We start from the raw sequence: 23,430 nt of genomic DNA, 5'->3' as shown, positions 1-23,430 counted from the left end.
CTTGCATTTACGGGTTTTTTTGCTTAAATCATTGTGTTACGCAGCTTTAAGAAGTCGGCGATTATTAAAATAGAAGTTTGGAGCAGATAACGCCAAAGAGGACTGCAAAATGGCCAGGATAGAAGGCTTTAGAGTAAAAAACTTCAAGGTACTCAAGGATGTTACACTGGGTCCCTTATGGAATCAACAGGATGCCCAACTGCTTACCCCTATGACAGCGGTGATCGGCAAAAATGGCGTGGGAAAGAGTGCCCTATTTGATGCATTTGGATTCCTTGCGGATGCGCTCAAGTTCGGCGTTGAGGAGGCTTGCGACGCACGAGGGCGCGGTGGGTTCGAGAAACTGCGGACGCAGGGGCAAACAGGTCCTATCGAGTTTGAAGTGTATTACAGAGAGTCTGAAAACGCTTGGCCTATTAACTACGAAATATCCATTGGAGCAGACGGGTTCGGGCGTCCTTGTGTGTTGCAAGAACGAATGCGAGAGGACCAGAGAAATGCCCGATCACTTTTTTTTCTTTATCTTGTGGTAGGCTATGGCCTTGTGTGGAAGGGAAGTGAGGCAGTTGGTCAAGTTGATGAAACAGCAGAAGGTTTCGATATTTCTGAGTTAGAAAAAGAGGGGAAACAACCCAAAGATGCTGAGTTTGTTGAATTAGAAGACCGTCGCAAGCTGGGTATTGCCACGCTCGGTGCTTTGAAACAACACCCGCGTATTTCCGCGTTTCGCCGCTTTATCGAGGGTTGGTATCTGAGTTATTTCACCCCGGATGCTGCGCGGAGTCTGCCTCTGGCTGGTCCGCAGAACCGTCTCAATATCCATGGCGATAATCTCGGCAATGTCGTGCAATTTATGGAGCGTGAACATCCAGATCGTTTTCAGGCTATTTTGAAAAATATTGCTGGAAAAATTCCGGGGATAGACAAGATCGATACGGAGAGAACCAGTGATGGGCGGTTACTGCTCAGGTTCAATGACAAGGGCTTTCAGGATCCCTTTTACGCGCAGCAAGTGTCCGATGGGACGCTCAAGGTGTTCGCCTATCTGTTGCTGCTCGAAGATCCGAGTCCGCCTCCATTTCTCTGTATTGAAGAGCCGGAGAATGGCTTATATCACAAGCTTCTGGAGACCCTGGCCAATGAGTTTCGCGAACACGCCGATACTCCCGGCGGCTCGCAGGTTTTTATTACCACGCACCAGCCATACCTGGTCAATGCGCTCGAGCCGGATGAGGTCTGGATTTTGGAAAAGGGTGACGATGGTTTTGCGACGATTCGCCGGGCGAGCGAGGATCCAATTGTGAATAATATGGTTGCAGAGGGATTGCCATTAGGTAATCTCTGGTACAGCGATTATTTCGACGCATATCGCCCCACATATGAATGTAGAGGCCAATAATTCGCCCAGTTTTTGCTATTTTCGGCAGAAGATTCAAGAGCTTATGGGGTATTCCGCGCAATGACTGATTGCGTTGTCTGCATGCGCTCGGCAAGTTGTGCTTGCGTGAGCTTGGCACCAATGCTGGCCTCAATCAGCACGCGCGCCAGGTTGAACTCCAGGCTGAGTTCTTGGTATGCCGCCCGATATTCTGGGTCATGGCTCCATTTCTTGTGTAAGTTACTTACGTTATTCATTTTTTTATCTCCTGATGGCTCACATGTCAAGTGATCCGAGTTTCTCAAGTCGTTCAAGCCACGCATTAAAGTGGGGACATTTGGATCGGATGTTTTCCAGACCAATCATCTCGGCCATTTGTGGGCTTACTGTTGCTTTTGAGTAGTTGGGAAATTGGGCGGCGATGCGTTTTGATGGGGCTGTATCTTGTCCGTCGTCAATCAGTTCTGGAGGCTGGACATCATGTAAAGCGGAGATTTGGGAATCTGCATTTTCAAAAAAGTGAGCGAATAGAGATACATCACAAAACAAATAAGCTTCAAATTCATGTAACTGAATAAATGGGATAAATCGCTTGTCGCCGATCTCATCAAACCATGATCTTTCGAGAGCTTCGACTCGCTTATGCGGGTCGTGACGTAATTTCTCCGCTTCTTCAATGCCGGGAAATTGTGAATGCAGTGCATAAAGGTCAATCATGGTGGTAAAAAACACATCACGCCCCGACTCTTGCTTGAGAAAACGATTGATGTCATTCTGCATTGCTGTAAAGTTTCTTCCACCCCCGCGATGAATCCTTCCTTTCTTTCGGGCGTGTGCAATTAAAACCGGGTTGTGCATGTAAACGCCAAAATTCGCCAGATGTGGCTTCAAAACCGTATTGGCAAATGTCTGCTCTGTTGTTCCTTCGGCGAAGAGATAGAGCCGGGCCATCAATGCGGCCCCCCACCGATGACGTTTTTCTCCCAGATCTCTCCAAGCGAATAGTCTTCCAGCCATGCGTCGAGTTTTTCGGCATCTGGCCTGATAAACTCTGTAGCCTCATCATTGCGTTCAACAACCACTATGTCCTCTGGTTCAAAAGCGTTGAGAAAAGCACTGGACTGCGTACTGACGAGAACCTGTGTCTGGTCACTTGCTGCTTGAAATAGAGACGCAATTACCTCGAGCGCATACGGGTGTAGTCCGAGTTCTGGTTCATCCACCACAATCAGGTATGGAAGATTTTCTTTCGGCTGTAGCAGCAGCGCAATCAGACAGATTGCCCGTAGCGTACCGTCCGAGAGTTGATGGGGACCGAAAATGAGATCGGACTTGCGATGACGCCAGTTGAGAATGATGTCTCTGGAATCGGTCGGCTCGAGATCAAAGTCCTCAAAAAATGGTGCTACTTGCCGAATTGTCGCCACAATCCGGCGATATACCTTTTCCCTGTTGGACTTGAGCGCATACAATATCGCCGCCAGATTCGCTGCGTCGGGCATGAGCCAGCGATTATCGCTGACGTAACAATACTGTCGGACTCGCGAAGTCGGTGATGTATCGTGGAAGTGATAGACGCGACAACGATTCAGTAAATTTCTGAGCACATTTGCCGCTGGTTCGCCTTCTTCTGCCGCGTCCCCAATCCGCGTTTCTCGATGACCAGCTCCCAGTGACACGGCTTTTGGTGTCGGAAAGCCTGTTATCTGATAAGAGAGCCTTTCTTCAGCAAAAATCAGAGAATCACCGGCAGCATGGAACAGTCTCATGTGGTAGGTATCTGTTCCATTATCCACCTCAAATACCATTTTCGCTTCCAATTGAGGGGTTATGTTAGGGCCGAAGTGCAGATTGCCTGTGGCCCGTCCCGTTGCTCCAATATGTTGCTGAAGCCGTCCGCCCATCAATTCATTCACGAATTTAAAAAAAGCAATGAGATTGCTTTTACCCGCCCCATTCGCACCAATCAAAATATTGAGGGGTCGAAGCTCCAATGACATCTCTTTTATAGATCGAAAACCACTGATCTTAAGGCTTTTTAGTACTGGCATTCTACTCTCTCCTTCTCCCTCCTGCGCGGTATCCAGGCAATTAACATGTCTCCACAAGACACGGCCCCATTCTGGTGTATCGCGTGTTTTTATTTTCTCTTGTCGCCCGGCTTTCGAACCGGGTATTCATAACGGTCTCCCATGGCGTCGTAGGAGACACTTAGCTGGCCGTTTTCTACAACGAGGCGCGGCGTGTTTCTGCTCCGGGCATCGCGGGTGGAACCGCGCATGACGGCAAATTGGGCTTCTGTCATACCTTCGACTATATCTTTTCCCCAGCGGTCTTCGGGTTCGATGACGCCGCCGCGGTAGGAGTGGTGGCGGGAATAGTAACTGAAGAAGATGGACCGGCGGCTGATGTCGGATTTCCAGGGCCAGGCTCCGTGGGTGAGGACAGTGTCCATAAAGAAGAGGATGTCGCCGGCTTTCGGGACCGGTTGGCGGATGGCGCCCATGTCGTCGTCGCTGGTGCGGATGCCTTCGGGCATGCGATAATAGGCTTTGTGGCTTCCCGGGACGCAGACGAACCCACCGCCGCCAGGGGTTGTGTCGTGCAATTGCCAGACAGCGCGGACAAATTCGGCATGGCTGCGGCCGTTCTGGAAGACATAGCTTCGGGAGGGTATGAGGGGTTCGTTGCCGCCGTGGAGGGAGTGCCCGGTAGAGCCTTTGACCGAACAGAAGGCGGTGGCCCCGTTGCACCGGTATCCGCTGCCCATCATCCAGTTGAGGCGGCCGATGACGGCCGGGTGGATGAGCATTTTGCGAAAGGGTTCGCAATAGGGTTCGGGCAGGTGGAGAAGGCCGCTGAGCGTGGGGCGTCCGGTGCCCCGGAGGCTTTTGGATCCCCGGGCGAGTTCTTCGCCCACGACAATGCGATCGGAAAATTTGTCGATGGCTTCGTTGGCCCGTTCCAGCCATTCTTCGTCCATGACATTGCGCACGATGAGGTAGCCGGTGAGATCCCAGAAGTAGAGTTCTTTGTGGTCAATGCCAGCGTCGGGGTCGGGTTTGTAAAACGAGGGGTGTATAATGTCCGGCGATTTTTCCAGCCAGGTCTTTTTGCCATCGGTATTGAGGGTTGGCGGCGGGTCGGTGGTGTCTTTGTATCCGGGGTTGGAGAGGACGGCCACCTGTTCGGGCGGGAGATTGGCCATCCATTCCGGTCTGGGTTCTATTTTTGCTCCTGATCCGTTGGATTGCAGGACAGCGCGGTTGGCATATTCGCAGGCGATGAGGCGCTGTGGATTGCGCCCTTTCCAGGGGCGGAGGCCCTGAAGGGTGGTTCCGGCAATGATGAGCAGGTCGCCAGCTTTGAGTACGGGTTGTTCGACCAGGTCCATGTCGTCTGCACCTGTGAGGAGGTCTTCGGGTGCTTCTACATTGCTTTTGTGGCTGGCTGGGACCAGGACCACGCCGCCGTCGTCCGCGTTGACATCGCAGAGTGCCCAGATGACGCGTACGCCGTGGCAGACGCGGTAGTGGTTCTGAAAGTAGTAGGCCCGGGCCGTGTCTCTGGGTTCGTTGTTGCCCTGTAGTGGGACATTGGGATCGTCGCCAGCGGCTTCTCCGATCAGGCGAGGTGCTCTGTCCAGGCGAAATCCGGAGCCACAGATCTGGTTGAGGTAACAGACCAGGACGGGATGGACCAGAAGGTCGCGGAAGGGGTCCCGCAGTGGGGCGGATAGTGTCAAGAGATTATCGGTGGGTCCGGCGTCGTCGAGGGTGTTGTTGAGGGTATCGACTTCTTTCGAGGTGAGGGCACCGGGGACGATGATATAGCCTTCGGTGTCAAAGAAGTAATTCTCTTCATTAGTCATAGATTCGCGGTCCATGTCCGGGTTCTCCTTAAAAGAATAGCAGGTGGGTGATGCAGTTCAATTGATGGCAAAATATAGCCTTTGAGATACAGGTGCAAGCCAAATAGGTGTTCGCGCTTTTTGAAGGTTGCGTCCCGCGGAGGATATCGCGTATATTGCGGGACAATCAAGGAGGAGATACGTATGAATGTGGTAGTGATTGGCGCGGATCGTCCCTGGGGTGCGCTGCTGGCGACCGGGTTGGGCGCGGGGTTTGAGGTGGTGGCGATTGGTTCGGAAGATGCCCGTGATTTTGCCGGGTACCGACAGGTTGATTTGCTCCAGCGAGAATCGGTAGATCCGGTGCTGGCGAGCGTAGAGGCTGTTGTGTACGCGGCGGCCAGCAATCCGATAGGGGATAGCGAACAGGTTCTGCTCGATGTAGCGGCGCGGGGTACTTATGTAGCGCTGACGTCGGCCTGTGCCGCTGGTGTTGAGAAGGTGGTGCTGTTGAGTTGCCTGGATTTGGTGCGGGATTATCCGGAGGAATATATCGTTGATCCGCGGTGGAATGCGATTCCGCGCGCTGAGGCCGGGTCGTTGGCACCGTTTATGGCTGAACTGGTGGGGCGAGAGATTGCGCGTACGGGTCAGATCGAGGTGCGTTGTTTGCGCCTTGGTGCGCCGGGTGTGGAGACGATGGCGGCGGATGCGGTGGCGGCGGTGCGCGATGCGCTTATAGCCGAGCGCGAGGGGCATCACTGGTCGCTGGCGCATGTGGCGTCGAGTGGGCGTTTTGCTTGAGGGGGATGTTATGGCGATTGTAAATGAGGGGAATGTGGTGTTGTTCGGGGCTGGTGGTCCGGTGGGTGCTGCGGCGATTTCTGCGCTTAAAGGCCATTATACTTTGCGGGTGACCGATCTTCGGCCTATGACAGAGATCGCGGTTTCGCCGCCGCAGAGTCCCCGGGCGCCGATTCCAGAGGTGTTGGGTCCGCCGCACGAGAATCGGGTTGTGGATATTACGGATTACGCGCAGGTGCTAGCTGCGTGCGAGGGTATGAATGCGGCGATCAATGTGTCTGTGATTCGGCCGCATCCGGTGCTGGCTTTTCAGGTGAATATGGTGGGTGCGTACAATGTGGCTAAAGCCTGTGTGGCCTGTGGGATTAAGCGGCTGATCCATACGGGACCTTTCCACACTTCGCTGGATCACAATGCCGATTATTGGAATGATTTTCAATTGGATGCCGATATCCCGCTTCATCCAGGCGATGATCTCTACGCTGTGACCAAGTATCTGGGCGGGCATGTGACACGCGTTTTTGCCGAGCGCGAGGGTCTGGAGGTGCTTGCATTTGTTTATACGCAGTTTCGGCCAGGCGAGGTGTTGCCCGAAGAATATGGGCGCGGCGCACATCCTTATACGACGTCGTGGGAGGATACGGGTACGGCGTTTTTGTATGGGTTGCGAGCGCCCGAGATGCCGTCGCCTTATGAGAATTTTTTCATTTGTGCGCGGTTGCCGCACGATAAGTATCGGCCCGATAAGGCGAAGCGGTTGTTGGGATGGGAGGCGAAGGATCGCTTTGAAGCGTTGTATGTGCGGTCTTCAGGGGTGGGTGATTAGGATGCCCTCACGGTTATACCAGACTGTTTTATAATCATTCATGCCGCAAGGCCTCTATTGGATTTGCCTGAGCTGTTTTGATGACCTTATACGCTACTGTTATTGTTGTCAGGACAACCATACACACACCACCTACTAAAAACGGCAGTGCCGAAATCTCAATGCGATAGGCAAAATTCTGTAACCATTCATTGGTTGCCCAATAGGCAATCGGCCATGCCAATAAACAGGATACCAATACCAGGCGAATAAACTCTTTCAAAAACAGCCCTACAACAAGACCTGCAGATGCACCCAACACCTTGCGAATACCCACTTCCTTTTTGCGCTGTTCGGTCAAAAATGAGACCAGCCCCAATAGGCCCAGACACGCAACAAAAATAGCCAGAGCAGCAAAAACGCTCATCGTTTGGCTCAACTGTCGCTCCTGTGTATATCGCTGATTCAGATTGTCATCCATAAACGTGTAAGCAAAAGGGCGAATCGGCAAAAAATGTTTCCATACCTTTTCCATGTGTGCAACGGTTTCATCGAAATTATGAGGGCTTACCTTCAGATAAATTGTCTTGGGTACCGCGTTGTTCGCATATAAAACCATGGGGCCCAGTGGCTCGTGCAATGTGCGCGAGTGAAAATCTTTAACCACGCCTACAACACGCCCCGGTCTTCGTCCTTTCACACCAAATGGTTTGCCAATGGGGTCTGTCCAACCCAGCATTTTAACAGCGGTTTCATTGAGAATGTATTCTGCCTGACCGTGAACTTTCAATTGATCCAACTGATCTCGGGGCACAAATGATTCCGAATCATACCTTTTCGCTGCGTCTTCTGAAAAGTCTCGACCCGCAACAAGTTCAATATTGAAGAAACTCAGAAAATCTTCATCCACTTCATTTCTGCCCATACGCAATTCTTCTTTGCCCGGTTCATAAGCACTAAAAGTCGCTTGCGGCGCAGTGCGTCCGTGTGAAGAACGCGAAATTGTTGCAGCCGTAATATTGGGATGCTGCAAAAACGCATCTTTGACAACATTGTACCGCTCCCACAAGCGATCTTCATACAAACGAGAATTGCGAGATTCCCACAAGAGACGAGACTCAATGACGTACTCTTTGTCAAATCCCAGGTTTTTATTCTGGATATACGACATTTGATTAAACACAACCAATGTGATCACAATTAGTGCAATAGATGTGCTAAACTGAAAAATCACCAGCACTTTTCGCAATAACCCACCGCGGGCACCTGCTGCGAGTGTGCCTTTGAGCACTTCAACAGGCCGAAACCGCGATAAAAGAAATGCTGGATAAATCCCCGTAAGAAGCCCTGTTATCAAAGATAATCCAGCCAGAGCCAACACCATATTGCTCGTGATATCCAATGTTAAAAAATTACCCGTATAGTCGTTGAAATGTGATAAGAAATCAGAAACAACAACTAACCCCACAATCAAACTCAATACAGAGAAAATCATCGACTCAGCCAAAAATTGCAAAGCGAGTTGCCCCCGATGCGCGCCGACCACTTTTCGCAATCCCACCTCACGCGCCCGGTTAGCTGATCGTGCTGTGGTCAAATTGATGAAGTTGATGCCCGCAATTAAAAAAATAAGAATGGCTGTAGCAGACGCAGCATAGACATGTGCGATATTGCCATACGTCACTGGCCCTTCAAGGTCGGATACGTCTCGAAGCCCGTAATCGCGTTGTGAGTATAAATGCACTTCATCCATGGGCTGGAAGTGATACGTCGTGTGTGCTACCATTTCCGGTCCCATATACTGTTCCACCATCGCGGGCATTTTTAAAGCCAATTTTTCAACTGACGTGTTTTCTTTTAACCGTACGTGGACCGTGATTGAGCCTCTCCAATGTGCTGTTGGCAAATAGGCATTCCAGTATCGAGACAGAAAAGCAGGCCTGACAGAGGCTGAAAGCATATCAAAACGAATCGAGGATCGCCTGGGCAAATCTTTAAGTACACCTGCGACAGTATAATCGCCCCCAATAAAGCCACTTTCGATCGTAAACACTTTGCCTATGGGGTCTTGATCGCCAAAATAATCGCGTGCCATAGATTCGGTGATAAAAACAGAATCATGCTGTAAAAGAGCGGTCTTGTCACCCTGTATTATTGGAAAGTTGAACACATCCAGGCAATTCGGGTCCGCGAGACAAAATACCCGATTCAAGACTTTGTCCTCATGCTGCACCCAGGCTTGGCGAAGCATTGTGCGTGTGGAGATTTCAACTTCGGGGAAATCGCGTGCCAAAGTGGGGCCAATTGCCCCCGAAATGCGCCAGTCGTATGTTTTCTGACCATTTTCTGACCGATACTCACCAATGACCCGATATAAGCGATCTATATGTGGATGTTGGGTGTTAACAGCCAACTCGTTTTGCACAAACAGACCGATCAAGATGACACACCCAATGCCAATGCCCAGCCCGATAACATTGATCGCTGAGTACATTTTATATTTAAGTAAATTGCGAATCGCGATGACGAGATAGTTTTTGAACATTAGTGCGTCCTCTGTGTTTGAAAAAGTACAGTCAAAATCCCATTATGTCGTTTTCCCTGATTCCCGGTCTATTCATACCTTATTTCGTCAATGGGATTTTTTGAGGCGGCCTGTATCAAATGCCAGGCTACAGTTGCAAAAGTAATTGCAATTGCAAATAGCGTTCCCAGGGCAAAAGTATGAGGTGATAGTTCGATCTTGTAAGCAAATGAAAGCAACCAATTATCCATCAAAAGAAATGCAATTAACCACGCAAATAAATTAGCAACAACAAGGATTCCGAAGAACTCGGAGAAAATCAGGACAATAATATTCCAGGCTGAAGCGCCCAAAATTTTTCGAATTCCAATCTCTTTAGTTCTTCTTTCTAAAGCATAAGATACCATGCCCAACATGCCCAAACAGGCTATAAAAATGGCGAGCAATGCAAATACACCAAATATACGCCCGAAATTAATGTCATTTTGATATAGCTGGTTCAGGTGTTCATCTAAAAAGGCGGCTTTGAATGGTTTGTCAGGAATAAATCGCCTCCATTGATCCTCCAAAAAAGCCATTGTATCTTTGATATTTTCACCTCTAATTTTTAGAGAAAGAAGATTATACTTGGGCTGCCACATACATAGTGCAATTGGCCTGATGGGTTCTTTGAGAGATCGGTTATGAAAATCCTCAACAACACCAATCACAATGCCCTTACGCTTCCAATATGCCCATTCGAACTGTTTTCCTATCGGATTTTGCCACCCGAGTTGCTCAACTGCTGTTTCATTTAAGATATAAGCATCGGTTGCATCACCCGGAATATCCACGGAAAAGTTCCGGCCTTTTGACAGTGTTATCCCATACAGATCTATAAAGTCTTCGTCAACGCCCAATATCCTCATCTGCCATTCGTTACCCTGAAAACCTTCGGGATAGACTGTATGAAATGCGCCACCAAACCAGGCGATAGTAGAATTGGATGCAGATGCAGAGATCACATTGGGGTGTTTCAAAAATTCCTGCTTAATAACGCGATATCGCTCATTTAGAGAGCGGTCAGTCGTAAAAAGAGGTAATACGACAATATGCTCTTTATCAAATCCCAACGCCTTGTTTTGAATAAATGCCATTTGTTTATATACAACAATTGTGCTGATGATAAGCACGACAGAAGCAGCAAATTGAAAAATTAAAGAGCCATTTCTCAGCCATTTTCCAGAGTTATTAAACTGGAGTTCACGTCTTAGTATTTGGGCGGGGTGAAAAGATGCCAGGAAAAGTGCCGGATATAGTCCGGATATAGTACCGATAATAAGGGCTGTAAGAAATGTTATAACAAATAACAGATGTTCGCTGAATTCCAATTTGGCTTCTTGATTTATGTAGCTATCCAGATAGGGAAGAGAGATTTCTACAATACTAAAGGCGAGAAGTGAAGAACAAAATGCCGTAAAAACAGCTTCGGCTATAAACTGAAAGATGAGACTACTCTTGTGGGCACCAACGGTTTTTCTCACGCCTATTTCTTTTAGTCTGGCAGCAGATCGCGCTATAGATAGATTTACAAAGTTAAAGCTGGCAATAAGTACAATAAATATTGCGATTGCCGAAAAAATATAGACGTATGTAATGTCCCCGCCGCCTCTAATTCCATATTCAAGGTCAGAGTATAAATACATTCTTTCCAGGGGTTGGAGAATATATCGATTGCGTTCACTTACATCAGGTCCCATATAACGATTTAAAAGGTCCTGAAGTTTGGTATCTATGTTTTTTGGAGAGGCTGCATCGGACAACATGACAAATGTCTGGATTGGTCGCCAGGATGTATTTGGTTGCCATCTCTCCCAGGCAGTCAATGGTATTTCATTGTGAACAGTAGATGTCAATATGTCAAAATGCAGAGAGGAGTTTCGAGGTGTATCTTTGACAACGCCAGAGACAAAATAATCTCCGCCAAAATACCTGCCATCGACAGAGATTGTTTTACCAATAGGGTTTTCATTGGCGAAAAATTTTTGTGCAGTTTCTTCCGTAATAACGACAGAGAATTTGTCTTTCAAAACGGTTTTTGGATCGCCAATTTTGAGAGGAAAAGAAAATATCTGCAAAAATTCTTGATCAACAGCACAAACTGCTACAAAAAATCCCTTATCTTCGTTGGTTGCCCAGTTTTGGCTCATTCTAAAAAAACGAGTCACTTTCTCAATTTCAGGAATGTCTGCCACCAAACTCTGCCCCAACATACCGGAGGTCCCTGGTGAAACCTGAGGTGCTCCTGCTAAAGATTCAGTTTCTCTCAATACTCTGAATATGCGATCAGAGTTTTGATGAAAGGTGTCAAAGGTCAACTCATTATACATAAATACCATAATGAGTATTACGCTTGCCATGCTAATAGAAAGCCCGATTAGATTGATCAAAGAGAAGGTTTTATCTCTGAATGTTCGCCTTAAAGCAATGACAAAATATTTGCCGATCATTGTGTAACCTTTCTTTATTATTTTTTTAGTGCCACGGCCACGCAATATGAGATCAGTTCCCACCATTAAATCGGGAAACTTCTGTTTGAATGACAACAGCAACCCTGGAGTAATCATTTATAACGCAAATGATGAATGGGGTTTAACAGAGCCGTTTTCAGGGTATGATAGACGATGGTAAGCAGGGCAATCATCAGGGATATCCCACCACCCAGGATCAGCGTTATAAGATCCACATGAACGCGATAATGAAAATCCTGTAACCAGGCCTCCATGACAAAAAAAGCTATGGGCCATGCAATGATGTTGGTCAATAAAATGAGTCCTAAAAAATCCCTCACGAGCAACCACCAGATGTTGAACTTAGAGGCACCCAGTACCTTTCGGATACTCATTTCGTGGGTGCGATACTGTACGGTAAATGCGGTTAGCCCAAATAAGCCCAGACAGGCTACAAAAATTGTAAGCAGTGACACTAATCGGAGCATTTTTTCTAATTTTATCTCAGCCTCATAATTCCATTTATCTATGTTTTCATCTAAAAAATGAAAATTGAAGGGAAAATTTGGGATTAGTCTTTTCCACTGGTTTTCCACAAATTGGATGGTGTTGGCAATATTATCTTTTCGAATTTTGAGGGAGAGATAATTCCATTTGGGAACCCACATGCAGACGAAAACAGGTCCTATTTTTTCGTGCAAAGATAGCAGATGAAAGTCCTCGACAACGCCAATCACTTCTCCGGGCCTATCATTCCACTCAAACTGTTTGCCAATTGGCTTCTCCCAACCCAGTTGTTTGACCGCCGTTTCATTCAGGATATAGGCACTTGTGGTGTCGCGTCCAATGTCGCTTGAGAAATTTCGGCCTTCTTTAACTTTGATGTCAAAAAAGTTCAGAAAGTCCTCATCAGCAGCCAATATATTCATCTCCCAACCATCCGAATTACTTCCTTCCGGATAAACCACCCAGCGCTCTCCCCACCCAATATTGGGCAATGTATGAGAAGCCGTTGCCGCCAATATATCTGGATGTTTTATAAATTCCTGGTGTATTGCACGATAATTGCTCGTCAATGACCGATCTGTCATGTATAACTCCAAAATCATGACCTGATCTTTATTGAAACCCAGGTCTTTATTTCTCATATACTTCATTTGATTAAAGATGGTTATCGTGCCGATGATACATATAACCGAAATTGAGGATTGAAAAATAACCAATCCCTTTCGGAATCGGGCATTGTTTTTAGTGGAAACTAACTTACCTCCTTTGAGAATATCCATAGGCTCAAAGGCAGATAAAACAAAAGCAGGATAAATTCCAGAAAATAGGCCGACCAATACCGTAATGCCGGATAATCCGACCAATAGAGATTCGTTCTGAATATTTAGTGACAATGCCTTAAGTGTAAAAGCATTAAAGGTAGGCAGGAAAAGCTCGACAAAACTCAATGCCAACAAGAGGGAGAGTAATGACAGCAGAAAGGATTCTCCCAAAAATTGCACAATCAATATCCGCCGATTAGCACCTACCACTTTCCGCATACCTACTTCCATTGCCCTGGTGGTGGCGCGTGCTGTAGCGAGATTCACAAAATTGATACCGGCAATGAGTAAAATAAAAAAGGCAAGTGTAGAGAGTAAGTAGATATACGAGATGTCGCTATACATGGTCATACCGTAATCTACGTTAGAATAGAGGTGGATACGATTGAGCGGTTGAAGGTGATAGACATTGTTTGATTGGATTTCCTCTCCCATGTAACGACGCATAAAATCGCTCAATTTTTGTTCCAATTCAGAAGGTGGATACCCTTCTTGTAGCAAAATAAAAGTTTCTATTGGCAGCCAACCACTCTCGCGTTGCCACCTTTCCCACACAGTGCCAGCAAATGATTTTTGTCTCCATTCCGATGAAGCAGACGAAGCGAGAAAATCGAATTGAATTGTCGAATTTATGGGTATATTTTCCAGGACACCTGTGATTTTGTAATCTCCTCTAAAATATCGGTGTTCAACGGTGATTGTTCGGCCCATGGGATTTTCGTCAGGGAAGAATTTATTCGCCATTTCCTGGGTGAGAACAATGGTATAGGGGTCTATCAGAGCTGTCCTCGGATCGCCTTTTGCGAAAGGAAAGGAGAAGATTTCAAAGATTTTAGAATCGGTCATCATAAATTTTTGTTTAAACCATTTGTCTTTGTAGTTTATCCAGGTATCAATATCCCAGGTACGGACAGCACTTTGTATTTCTGAAAAATCTTTCAGCAGAGACGGTGCAAGTGCACCTGAAGTACCCGGCTGTGTGTGGGTTTCGCCACTATGGGCTTCCCTTTCTCTCAGCACCCGGTAAATGCGATTGCTTTTTTCGTGGAACTGGTCGTAACCTATTTCATCCTGTATATATAAGAAAACCAAAATACAACAGGACATCCCAATAGCTAAACCACTGATATTCAGGGATGAAAACATCTTAAATTTAATCAGGTTTCGAACTGCAACTTTTAGATAGTTTTCAAACATTGCGAATCCCTTCTTATTCTGTATATCAAATCGCTCAGAAACGGTGTGTTCACACTATTGATAATGCCAAACTAATTTCCACCATTGTTCGATTCTCCCGGCAAAAAACCTCCAGCTTGCATACGCCACAAATGGAAGAGGATGGCGGTTTTTGCATTTCTATTTCCTTATAGACAACCAGAGAAGTCTCAGGATTACCTATTTTTAAAGCAAAAACTGTGCCGAAAAAGTCAAGTGTTGATATTACAACAGGTTACGAAAAATCGCCCGAAATGGACGTTTTAAAAAGTGTCCGATTTTGATACAGTGGTGTCCGAAAATGAACACTAAGAGGAGGGAATTTTGCAAATTTCAGCGATTTCTTTTGATGGTGATATGACCTTGTGGGACTTCTATAAGGTCATGCGACATTCGTTAATGCATACATTGGGGGAATTGCGCAGGCATGTTTCGACTCAACGCGCTTTAGACCTTACTGTTGAGGATATGATTGCGATTCGCAATCGGCTTGCTGAGGAGGTGAAAGGCGAGGTCTGGAATCTCGAGGAGATCAGACGGCTGGCATTTGAGAAGACGCTTGAATATGTTGGATATCCGGACAGTGATCTGGCTATGCATCTCAATAAGATATATCTGAAGCATCGTTTCGAAGATATTGAGTTGTATAAAGATGTTGTACCTGCGCTTGATATTTTGGCATCCTATTTTAAGATCGGGCTTTTGTCAAATGGGAATAGTTATCCGGAACGCTGTGGCCTTGCGGGACGTTTTGATTTTGTTGTTCTTGCCCAGGATGTGCGTGTTGCAAAGCCTGATCGAAGAATTTTTCAGATTACTGCACAGAGGGCGTGCTGCCCGCTGGCGCAGCTATTACACGTCGGAGATTCCCTGGAACAGGATGTTGCAGGTGCAGATGCAGCCGGAGCGCATACGGTCTGGCTAAATCGCGAAGGTTTGACAAATGATACGGGGATCCAAGCTGATTACGAAATTAGTTCATTGACTGACCTGCCCGCGATATTGGGGGTAGATTGAAGGTGACAAATCTCCAGCAAATCCTTAGTGCCATGGCCACGCAATATGAGACCAGTTCCCACAACTGGCCGCTGGTTGTCCGCCCAGTGTGAACTCAGTCCGGTTGACAGCGGGGCACACGACAACTGAATACGCGGTTGCGAACTCATTGTCTCTTCGCTCAACGCCGTCGTCGGCGAGATATGTCTTCAAATCCGGCGGTGTTGGGGATCTTCCGCTGTTGTAGCTGTTTTCGAGAAGTTGCGCCAGGCGATTGTATCTGCTCCATGTGTCGAGTAGTAGCTTTCCTTTCTTGCTGCTTTCTCGTCCTATCATGGCGTGGTTTGTTCTCACGGCCCAATCCGTTTTGACTTTCGATAGTCTCCATCTCGAACATGAGCATTCGAAGATGGCTGCTTCATCTGTTCTACCATCCGTCGCTATCAGGATCATACCTTCTGTCCTGTCTATTTTGTTCAGGAGTCCCTGCACATCATCAATAGTTTCACACGTCTCCAGAGCTTCAACAATGAAGCCATACGTCGGCAGGACGACTTTTCTGCTGTCTGGCTTATCAGTTGTGTTCAAGTGGTCAATGTGCAGCCAGAGCTTCGCCTTGTTGATTCCAGCGGTCGCCCATATATCTCCCGCAAGTCCGAAGTACATGGTTGGGATGCGATCCTTGATCTCCAGGACTGTGATGTATCCCCATAACTCGGGTACAAAGGTGTCGTTGTTGTGACCAATCCAGACTTTGCCTTTGGACCGACAGATGATGCTGCTACAGCCCTGACCGAGTGCTATTTCCTGATAACCCCAATGTGCTATGCGCTCGAACGGTATCCCACTCCCTTTAGAGAGACCCCGAAATCTGTCACTTATATGCTGGGGTAGAGAACTGATCCACGCTACAGCATGCGTTTCCGAAGGTTTAGCGCAGTTCTTCGCTGCCAGACTTCGGGCAGCAAGGTAATCTTCAAGGTAGGGACCAAAGCTATGGCCGAGGCTCTCGCCAAGCCGGACGCCAGCAGAGTACGGATCATCGGCTTCTATTCTGATTATGCGGGGTATTGTGTCCATGATTTTTCGGTAGATTGCCTTCTGGCGCGGCTTGTGAGTTGCTTTTGTTCCAGTTCCTTTTTCATCGAAATAAAATATTCGTTAAAGCCCAGCTTCTTCCAAAAATTCTGGCCTACTGAGTTAGTTTCCATGACATCGAGAGCTATAGATTGAACATCCTTTGGAAAACGCGTGTCTATCAGAATCTGGAAGGCTGCTTTACCCAGGCCAACCCGACGATGAGAGCGTTTAATGTAATACTGTCGGATATAAATTACCGTCTCATTTGGGTCATAGTAGTCAGTACGCTCTTGATAGACAGAATAGCCTACTACCTGTCCATCATGTAGAAATACATCTACCGTCCATATATTGGTATCTAACCACTCGCGAAACCGGTCCTCGTATTCTGTCAATGAAAACGGATTCTCGCTACCCTGGTCATCCACGAGACAGCTATTCATTTTAGCCAACTGAGGCAGGTCACTCAATTGTGCAGCGCGGACAGTGATTAACATGATATTCTCACAGTCATTTGAGATCATCGAATAGAATAATATTGTGGGTAGTCGTTTACTCTTGGCGGAGCATTTTAACCGGGTCTTCAGACCAGGCTTTGCCAGCTTGATAGCCCACGATTAACAGGGTGACAATGATGCCCGAGACTGCTCCTATAATAAAAACAAGGATGCTCTGATTTATTCGGTATGCAAAATTTTGCAGCCATTGCTCTCCTGCATAATAAGCGAGGGGAAGTGCCAATACATAAGCGACTGCGATTAACTTCAGGAACTCTTTTGAAAGTAATTTTAAAATATCTGCAAGGTTTGCGCCCAGCACTTTGCGGATTCCAATTTCTTTGATTCTTTGTTCAACACTGAAATTTGCAAGGCCAAATAGTCCCATACAAGCGACAAAAGAAGCGAGTAGTGTGAAGATTTCGAGGACACTAAAGATCTTGATCTCCTTTAGATAAAATCCTTCAAGACTTTCGCTTAGAAACCAGCTTTCAAAAGGCCGGTTTGGAATGAATTGTTTCCACTTTGACTCCATGAAATCCATTGTTGATGAGATGTTCTCCCGTCCAATTTTGACTGATAGCCAATTCCATTTTTCCTGCCATTTGCATATAAAAATTGGCTCTATTTCTTCGTGAAGAGACCGCAGGTGAAAATCGCGCACGACCCCAATTACTGTGCCATGATGAGGCCTAAGAGGCCATGTAAATTGCTTTCCAATAGGATCTTTCCATCCGAGTTGTTTAATAGCTGTCTCATTGAGAATAAACGCGTTGGTCGAGTCGCTTGCAATATCCTTATTCAGATTTCTTCCGGCTATCACATCGATCTCGAATGTGTCCAAAAAGTCCTCATCTACTGCCAGAAATCTCATTCTGACCTCTTCGCCATCAAATCCTTCTGGAATGACAAGCTCACGTCCTCCACCATATCCGAGGCTGGTGTGAGATGCGGTTGCACGGTGAATATTGGGATGTTTAAGAAATTCCTGCTTGATCAATTCATACTTACTTGTGAGGGAACGGTCTCTTGCAAATAGCGGCATCATGACCACCATGTCTTTGTTGAAGCCAAGTTTTTTGTTTTTGATATAATTTAGTTGCTGATAGACCACGCCAGTACAAATTATGAAGGCGATAGACACACAGAACTGAAAGACGATCAGGACTTCTCGCATGCGAACACCTTTTAATGTGTGTGAGTGCTTGCCACCTAATACCTGTATGGGTTGAAAACTTGACAAAAAGAAAGCGGGATAGCTTCCAGCGATGAAGCCCATCAGCACGGTAAGGATGATCATTATGAGTAGTTCAGAGACGCCAAAATGCAAGTCTATGCCCACAAATTGTTCGAATACTGGCAGGACAAGCTCAATCAGTGAAATTGAAAATAGCAAAGATAGGAATGATATGAATAGCGATTCACTGAAAAATTGGTTGATTAATTGACCTTTGTGTGCGCCGACGGTCTTGCGAATGCCTACTTCTCTCGCTCTTTTGGCTGAACGCGCGGTTGCCAAATTCATAAAGTTCGCACAAGCGATGAGGAGAATCAGAGTACCGATTGCAGCAAATAAATAGATATAAGTAATTTCTCCACCACCTGCTATACCGTAGTCTGAATATGAGTAGAGATAGATCCGACGAAAAGGTTGCAGGTGATACGTTGTGTTCGCACGCGTTTCGGGATCAAAGTAGCGGGTGGTAAAATCCGGTAATTTACGCTCTAAATCAGCGGAGGAAGTACCTTCAGAAAGCAATAGATAAGTTTTGACAGGACGAAAGGAAGATTTGCGCCATACTTCCCAAACATGTTGCATAAATGGTGAAGAAGAAACTGTAAACGTCAAAAAGGCAAATCGGAGTGTTGATTGACTCGGCAAATCTTTCAAGATGCCTACAATCTCATAATCTCCTCCCGTGTAACGATCTTCTACAGTAATCACTTTGCCGATAGGATTTTCATTACCAAAATACTTTCGTGCAACTGTTTCTGTAACAACCACAGAAGAAGGGTGCTTCAGAAGTGCCTGACGATCGCCCTTTAGCAAAGGAAATGTGAATACATCCAAAAAACTACCATCGGCAACCCAGAATTTCTCACGGAATCCCTTATCTTTGTACTGAACCCAGGAAGAACCGGTAAAGATTCGGGTCATCGCCTTGATTTCGGGAAAGTCGGCTTTGAGAGCAGGGCCTACAGGTCCCAGGGTGCCATTGCTGAAGTAGGAATCCCCGGTCGTTTTATTTTTTACCTGTCTCAATACCCTGTAAATGCGGTCGCCGTTGAGATGATGTTGATCATATTTTGTCTCATGCTGTATCCACAGGAGGATCAGACCACAGCTCGTCAGGCCCACCGATAGTCCGACTACGTTGATCAATGAATAAAGTCTGTGATTGCGGATGTTTCGTATGATTATGGTGAGATAATTTTTCCACATGGGGAGACCTCCGTTGACAAATCATTGGAAAGCCTTTAGTGCCACGCAATATGAGACCTATCCGATTTTTTGACGTCCATTGGAATCATAAAAAGCAAAGTGACGTGTCTCATCATCATAAGAGGCTGCCCGATTCCACGCTTCCTGCACTGGCTTATTTTTTCGCAATAACTGATCGAGAAATAATGTCAAGAAGATGGACGTTGACACGGCATTTTGGTAATCCAGAGATCCAATGTAGCATCTCGGCTTACTCTTCAAGAATGCGCTTGCCATTGCGTCTGTCCCGCCTACACAACAAGAATTCACAACAACGCGATCAGTCAGATTTGCATGTTTTGCAATACATTCTGGAGGCATGCTCTCGCCCCTTAGCATCGATGTATCAATGCCCTCCATGTAGTCGCCGAAGACAATCCCATTCTCATCCCCATGACCGCAGATAATGATGCAAGGAGGCAATTCAGATTCACGGCTGATGACCTTCAGAAAATCACCCGGTGTTCCGATGCTATAGAATCTGACTGCGAGGTTTAGCTCTTCAGCAAATGTCCGAATTGTATGAGCTTCTTGAAAGTCGCCGATGTTTATTATGCCAATGGGATTCTGTTTGGCATAAAATTGAGTCTCAACCGGTGTCCACATGTTTGTTTTTCCTCTCATCAGTACAGAATGCAGTATTTCACAGAAGATAGGCGCGGCTTGTGAGTTGCTTTTGTTTCAGTTTCTTTTTTGCAAGAAGTCCCTCACATGAGGTAAAATCAGGCGACTATCAGCGTATGCTTGTCCGTGATCAAGACCTGGAATAATGACCAATTTTGCTTCGGGAATTTGACTGGCACCTCGTTTCGCAGCGTCGAACATAAATGAATCGGTCTCTCCAACATAGATCAGGCAAGGTATTTCTAAGGTTTCTAAAATATCTTCACATCCAGACCAATCTCGGGCTGCAATCGTAGATGCGATCAATGCCTTTGGATCATTTCTCAAAAATTCCTCTCGCCTCTCGGATGAGTCATAACCCCAGGCGTCTGCTGCTGTCGCAATGCCTCTTTTCAATACGGCAATTTGCTCATCATAGACTTCTGGGTGTGCAGGTGGGAATGGCGCCATTCCGCCGATAATCAGAGATTCAATACAATCTGCATAGAATTGGGCGAGGCCAAAGCAAACTTCACCTCCCATTGAATAACCCCAAACATGCGATTTTTTCAGATTGAGATCTTCCATGACGGCAACAATATCAGAAGCCCTCTTCTGCATTTCATAGACTGCCGGATCATGTGGTTTATCGCTTAAGCCATGTCCTCTTTCATCAATGAGAATGAGCTGGTAGTCATCGCTTAATGTTTCAACATAACCGTTTCTTTTCCAGTCTTTCGAATTGCCAGCAAACCCATGCAACAGAACGAGAGGTTGTCCTTGCCCGACAACTTCATAAAAGATGCGAATATCCTGATTTTTAACGAGAGGCATTTGAGATCGTTGAGTTTTTTATCTGACAGTTTTCAGTCAGTCTTGTCTTTTGAAGAAGTCCCTGGCCCAGATGAAATGACCAATACCGGCATTTTGAGCCGCCTGTTGGTCAATTTCTGTATCTCCAACCAGGACTGATTGTTTGACATCGACAAAGTGCTTGTCGGCAAGGCCAGTGATCATGTTAGGGTTTGGTTTTCTATATGGCGATTCGATGCGCGGGCACACCCAGTAATCAGTGATTATGCCCCCGGTTGCAGTGTTGACCTGATCGATAAAGGATTTCGCGCTCTCGATTGATAAGGTCCCCTTTTCTATACCCGATTGATTCGTGATAATAAATATCGCGTCGAAGTCCTGTGCCCTTTGCATGAGAATTTCAACGGTATTTGGCAGGATTTCTACGTTTCCTGCAGCGTCTGTGAAGATTTCATCGTCTTCTATCCGAACGAGAGTTCCACCGAGGTCGAGGAAAAGGGCACTATACATGCCGCATTGGTCAGCCGAGTTCGTTCTCATGTGATGTAACCTTTAAATAGAGAGCAATGTATGCAGAATATCTAACAATTCTGACACGTTGTACGCGTGTATGTTTAAGGCGATCAGGTAGTCCTTAACAGCCAGAAGATCGCTTTCGGCAAATTCGGGAACGTGCTTTCTGTACTCATTCAGAAAGATCTGTCCCAATCCGATGTTCAGTCCAAACAAATAGGTTAGCCCCCACGCGATATCGACCGCCGCAACGCCAAATCCAAGTTCATCATTATCGATCAAGAAAAGCTGGTTTTGGTTCATCAAGAGATTATCAGGCGTGAAGTCGCCGTGTGTCAGGCGATGCGTAAGTGAGGAACGTGTCGAAGCATCCGATAATCGCGATATGGAGTCTTTGATCTCCTGGCTTTCTCCACGTTGCAAACTCCGACCATCTTGAAGGACTGCCTGTAACCGATTGGGAAATCTATCTACAAATGTATCAATGTAGTAAAACTTGCTCAGGAGATCCGAATGAATTTCCTGTCCGATAAGGTGGAGTTGTCCGAGCAATTTCCCCGCTAAGAGAGCTGTGTGCGTATCAGGAGAAAATGGCACGCCGGGTAGAATGGTCTGAATTTCATAGAAGATGTTTTCTTCGGCTTGCCAGTCGGGACCTTGTACCAATGTTTCGCCGGAAGAATTGGCTATGAAGTCTGATACGGGGAAGCCCAGTTGAAGGAGTTGTTTTTGTATGTCTTGTGTTTGAAACAGTGATTTGACGCCTCGTTGTTCGATGTGGCGACCCTTTAAGAGATAGGGGATGTTGCGATATTCAAAGGCAGCTATAATGTCAAATGGGCCGAAAGGCCATGCTTTTAATTTGGCTGGGTTCTCAATCTCAAAACGAGCGAGGACATTCTGCACAATTGCCGCGGGATAAGGGGGCATTTCCCCGTCTATCAAGCCGTGCCATGTCGGATTGCGATCCAGTAGCATATCAGGATGTAGCTTTCAACGACTCAATGATATTCACGACGTCCTTAATATCTTGGACGACGGACATTCGGAGTTTTTTTTCCCGGACCCAGTCTGGTACCTCGTCACAGCCCCAATACCACATAAACCGAATCCAACGGTTGAATGGCGCAACAATTTCTGATAGGTAGATTGTTTCGGGATCAAGTCTATTTTCGCGGATAGCTTCATAGCCCGTTTTAACCCAGGACCAGCGTTCTAATTGGCTGGGTATAACGGAAGCCATAACAGATCCCAGAACCAGGACTTCGTTGCTGTAGCGCGACATCTCCAGATCTATAAATCCTTGTAGAGTAGAATCCTGGGCGATGATGTTACTATAATGAAAATCATCTAAGAATATAAAACTGCGATATGCCAGAATCGCATCTCTATTCGCCTTCAGATCGCTGAGAGAATTCTCTAAGAGCGACTGATGTGGTAAATCACTCATTTCTAAGACGCCAGCGGATATTTCTATAACTGTGTCAAAGAAGGTTTCTAAATTTGCAGTGCAGTAGAATTTGTAGTCAAAGCCAGGCTCGCGTGGCAGATTTTGTCTTCCAGGAATTGCCAAATCAGCGCCAGGGGCAATTTTGACAATTTCCGCGAGCACCTGTCCCAGTTGATTAAAAAGTCCTTCCCATTCGTCCAGGCTTATATTTTCTTCAACCATGAAAAACGGTAGTCCGGGCAATCGTTCGATTATGAGGACTGAGTCGTTTTTGATCGGATAAATTTGTGGGACATATCCAGTTTTTTGGAAGAGTTCCAATACTTTTTCTTCATGGTTTTTTCTGTCTTTGTTATGGAAATATTTAAAGACGATGGGTTTGCCGTTCAGGTGGCCAAAAAGAGCTGTATTCGTTCCTCCCGGAAACCCGGGCAAATAGTCTTCATCAAGTGTTAGATTGGGCGTTATTTGTACAATGGCGTCTATTTCGGACAAAGCCAATGCAAGCCGAGGGTCCATATCGCCGCTTCTTTTGTCTGGAGGCATTTTTGTTGATTCCTGAAGAATGTTAGGGATGGTCTTCCTGAAAAAATGATGATCCAT

19 protein-coding genes are annotated in these 23,430 nt (G+C 46.4%); 4 read left to right on the top strand and 15 right to left on the bottom strand.

Features of this window, described 5'->3' with window-relative positions; genetic code table 11:
- The first annotated feature begins 109 nt into the window (after window positions 1-109).
- Entirely contained in the window at window positions 110-1,399 is a 1,290-nt protein-coding gene (locus F4Y39_19485) for an AAA family ATPase (protein ID MYC15913.1), read from the top strand.
- Between the two features lie 41 nt (window positions 1,400-1,440).
- Here F4Y39_19485 and F4Y39_19480 read toward each other — a convergent pair whose 3' ends face one another.
- The 4 genes from F4Y39_19480 to F4Y39_19465 all read right to left on the bottom strand — a co-directional run bounded on the left by F4Y39_19480 (window position 1,441) and on the right by F4Y39_19465 (window position 5,264).
- The gene (locus F4Y39_19480; protein ID MYC15912.1) at window positions 1,441-1,635 is read right to left on the bottom strand and encodes a hypothetical protein; all 195 of its coding nucleotides are present in this window, start codon (window positions 1,633-1,635) and stop codon (window positions 1,441-1,443) included.
- A 19-nt stretch (window positions 1,636-1,654) separates the two neighbouring features.
- Window positions 1,655-2,329: a DUF4276 family protein gene (locus F4Y39_19475; protein ID MYC15911.1), complete on the bottom strand. Its 675-nt coding sequence runs from the start codon at window positions 2,327-2,329 to the stop codon at window positions 1,655-1,657.
- On the bottom strand, window positions 2,329-3,429 hold the full coding sequence (locus F4Y39_19470; GenBank protein MYC15910.1) for an AAA family ATPase: 1,101 nt from the start codon (window positions 3,427-3,429) through the stop codon (window positions 2,329-2,331). Before F4Y39_19470 ends, F4Y39_19475 begins: the two co-directional genes overlap by 1 nt.
- An 89-nt stretch (window positions 3,430-3,518) precedes the next feature.
- Window positions 3,519-5,264, bottom strand: a complete 1,746-nt coding sequence (locus F4Y39_19465; GenBank protein MYC15909.1) for a phytanoyl-CoA dioxygenase family protein — start codon at window positions 5,262-5,264, stop codon at window positions 3,519-3,521.
- 168 nt (window positions 5,265-5,432) lie between these two features.
- On the opposite strand from F4Y39_19465, the gene F4Y39_19460 reads away from it, so the two are divergent.
- Together F4Y39_19460 and F4Y39_19455 are read left to right on the top strand one after the other, a co-directional pair.
- Window positions 5,433-6,032, top strand: a complete 600-nt coding sequence (locus tag F4Y39_19460; protein ID MYC15908.1) for an NAD(P)-dependent oxidoreductase — start codon at window positions 5,433-5,435, stop codon at window positions 6,030-6,032.
- Window positions 6,004-6,858 carry an NAD-dependent epimerase/dehydratase family protein gene (locus tag F4Y39_19455; GenBank protein ID MYC15907.1) on the top strand — a complete coding sequence of 285 codons (855 nt, stop codon included), beginning with the start codon at window positions 6,004-6,006 and terminating at the stop codon, window positions 6,856-6,858. Before F4Y39_19460 ends, F4Y39_19455 begins: the two co-directional genes overlap by 29 nt.
- A 34-nt stretch (window positions 6,859-6,892) precedes the next feature.
- Here the strand turns inward: F4Y39_19455 and F4Y39_19450 are convergent, their stop codons facing one another.
- The 3 genes from F4Y39_19450 to F4Y39_19440 all read right to left on the bottom strand — a co-directional run bounded on the left by F4Y39_19450 (window position 6,893) and on the right by F4Y39_19440 (window position 14,375).
- Window positions 6,893-9,382: an FtsX-like permease family protein gene (locus F4Y39_19450; GenBank protein MYC15906.1), complete on the bottom strand. Its 2,490-nt coding sequence runs from the start codon at window positions 9,380-9,382 to the stop codon at window positions 6,893-6,895.
- A 68-nt stretch (window positions 9,383-9,450) separates the two neighbouring features.
- Complete coding sequence (locus F4Y39_19445; protein ID MYC15905.1) at window positions 9,451-11,967, bottom strand: FtsX-like permease family protein; 2,517 nt, start codon at window positions 11,965-11,967, stop codon at window positions 9,451-9,453.
- Window positions 11,964-14,375, bottom strand: a complete 2,412-nt coding sequence (locus tag F4Y39_19440) for an FtsX-like permease family protein (GenBank protein ID MYC15904.1) — start codon at window positions 14,373-14,375, stop codon at window positions 11,964-11,966. The genes F4Y39_19445 and F4Y39_19440 overlap by 4 nt, the downstream gene beginning before the upstream one ends.
- A gap of 342 nt (window positions 14,376-14,717) precedes the next feature.
- Here F4Y39_19440 and F4Y39_19435 point away from each other — a divergent pair, with 342 nt between their 5' ends.
- On the top strand, window positions 14,718-15,410 hold the full coding sequence (locus F4Y39_19435) for an HAD family hydrolase (protein MYC15903.1): 693 nt from the start codon (window positions 14,718-14,720) through the stop codon (window positions 15,408-15,410).
- A 24-nt stretch (window positions 15,411-15,434) separates the two neighbouring features.
- Here the strand turns inward: F4Y39_19435 and F4Y39_19430 are convergent, their stop codons facing one another.
- From F4Y39_19430 to F4Y39_19395, 8 genes are all read right to left on the bottom strand, one after another.
- Window positions 15,435-16,469: a hypothetical protein gene (locus F4Y39_19430; GenBank protein ID MYC15902.1), complete on the bottom strand. Its 1,035-nt coding sequence runs from the start codon at window positions 16,467-16,469 to the stop codon at window positions 15,435-15,437.
- Window positions 16,448-16,993, bottom strand: coding sequence for a GNAT family N-acetyltransferase (locus tag F4Y39_19425; protein MYC15901.1), 546 nt, complete (start codon window positions 16,991-16,993; stop codon window positions 16,448-16,450). The genes F4Y39_19430 and F4Y39_19425 overlap by 22 nt, the downstream gene beginning before the upstream one ends.
- 28 nt (window positions 16,994-17,021) lie before the next feature.
- Window positions 17,022-19,409: an FtsX-like permease family protein gene (locus tag F4Y39_19420; protein MYC15900.1), complete on the bottom strand. Its 2,388-nt coding sequence runs from the start codon at window positions 19,407-19,409 to the stop codon at window positions 17,022-17,024.
- Window positions 19,410-19,466: 57 nt separating this feature from the next.
- Window positions 19,467-20,054: a hypothetical protein gene (locus F4Y39_19415; protein MYC15899.1), complete on the bottom strand. Its 588-nt coding sequence runs from the start codon at window positions 20,052-20,054 to the stop codon at window positions 19,467-19,469.
- A 75-nt stretch (window positions 20,055-20,129) separates the two neighbouring features.
- On the bottom strand, window positions 20,130-20,885 hold the full coding sequence (locus F4Y39_19410; GenBank protein MYC15898.1) for an alpha/beta fold hydrolase: 756 nt from the start codon (window positions 20,883-20,885) through the stop codon (window positions 20,130-20,132).
- Window positions 20,886-20,921: 36 nt separating this feature from the next.
- Entirely contained in the window at window positions 20,922-21,404 is a 483-nt protein-coding gene (locus F4Y39_19405) for an HAD-IIIA family hydrolase (protein MYC15897.1), read from the bottom strand.
- A gap of 12 nt (window positions 21,405-21,416) precedes the next feature.
- Complete coding sequence (locus tag F4Y39_19400; protein ID MYC15896.1) at window positions 21,417-22,355, bottom strand: phosphotransferase; 939 nt, start codon at window positions 22,353-22,355, stop codon at window positions 21,417-21,419.
- A 1-nt stretch (window position 22,356) separates the two neighbouring features.
- Window positions 22,357-23,430 carry a hypothetical protein gene (locus F4Y39_19395; GenBank protein ID MYC15895.1) on the bottom strand — a complete coding sequence of 358 codons (1,074 nt, stop codon included), beginning with the start codon at window positions 23,428-23,430 and terminating at the stop codon, window positions 22,357-22,359.

It is taken from the genome of Gemmatimonadota bacterium (assembly GCA_009838845.1).
GTDB lineage: Bacteria > Latescibacterota > UBA2968 > UBA2968 > UBA2968 > VXRD01.
This window is presented reverse-complemented; position numbering and strand designations above follow the sequence as displayed.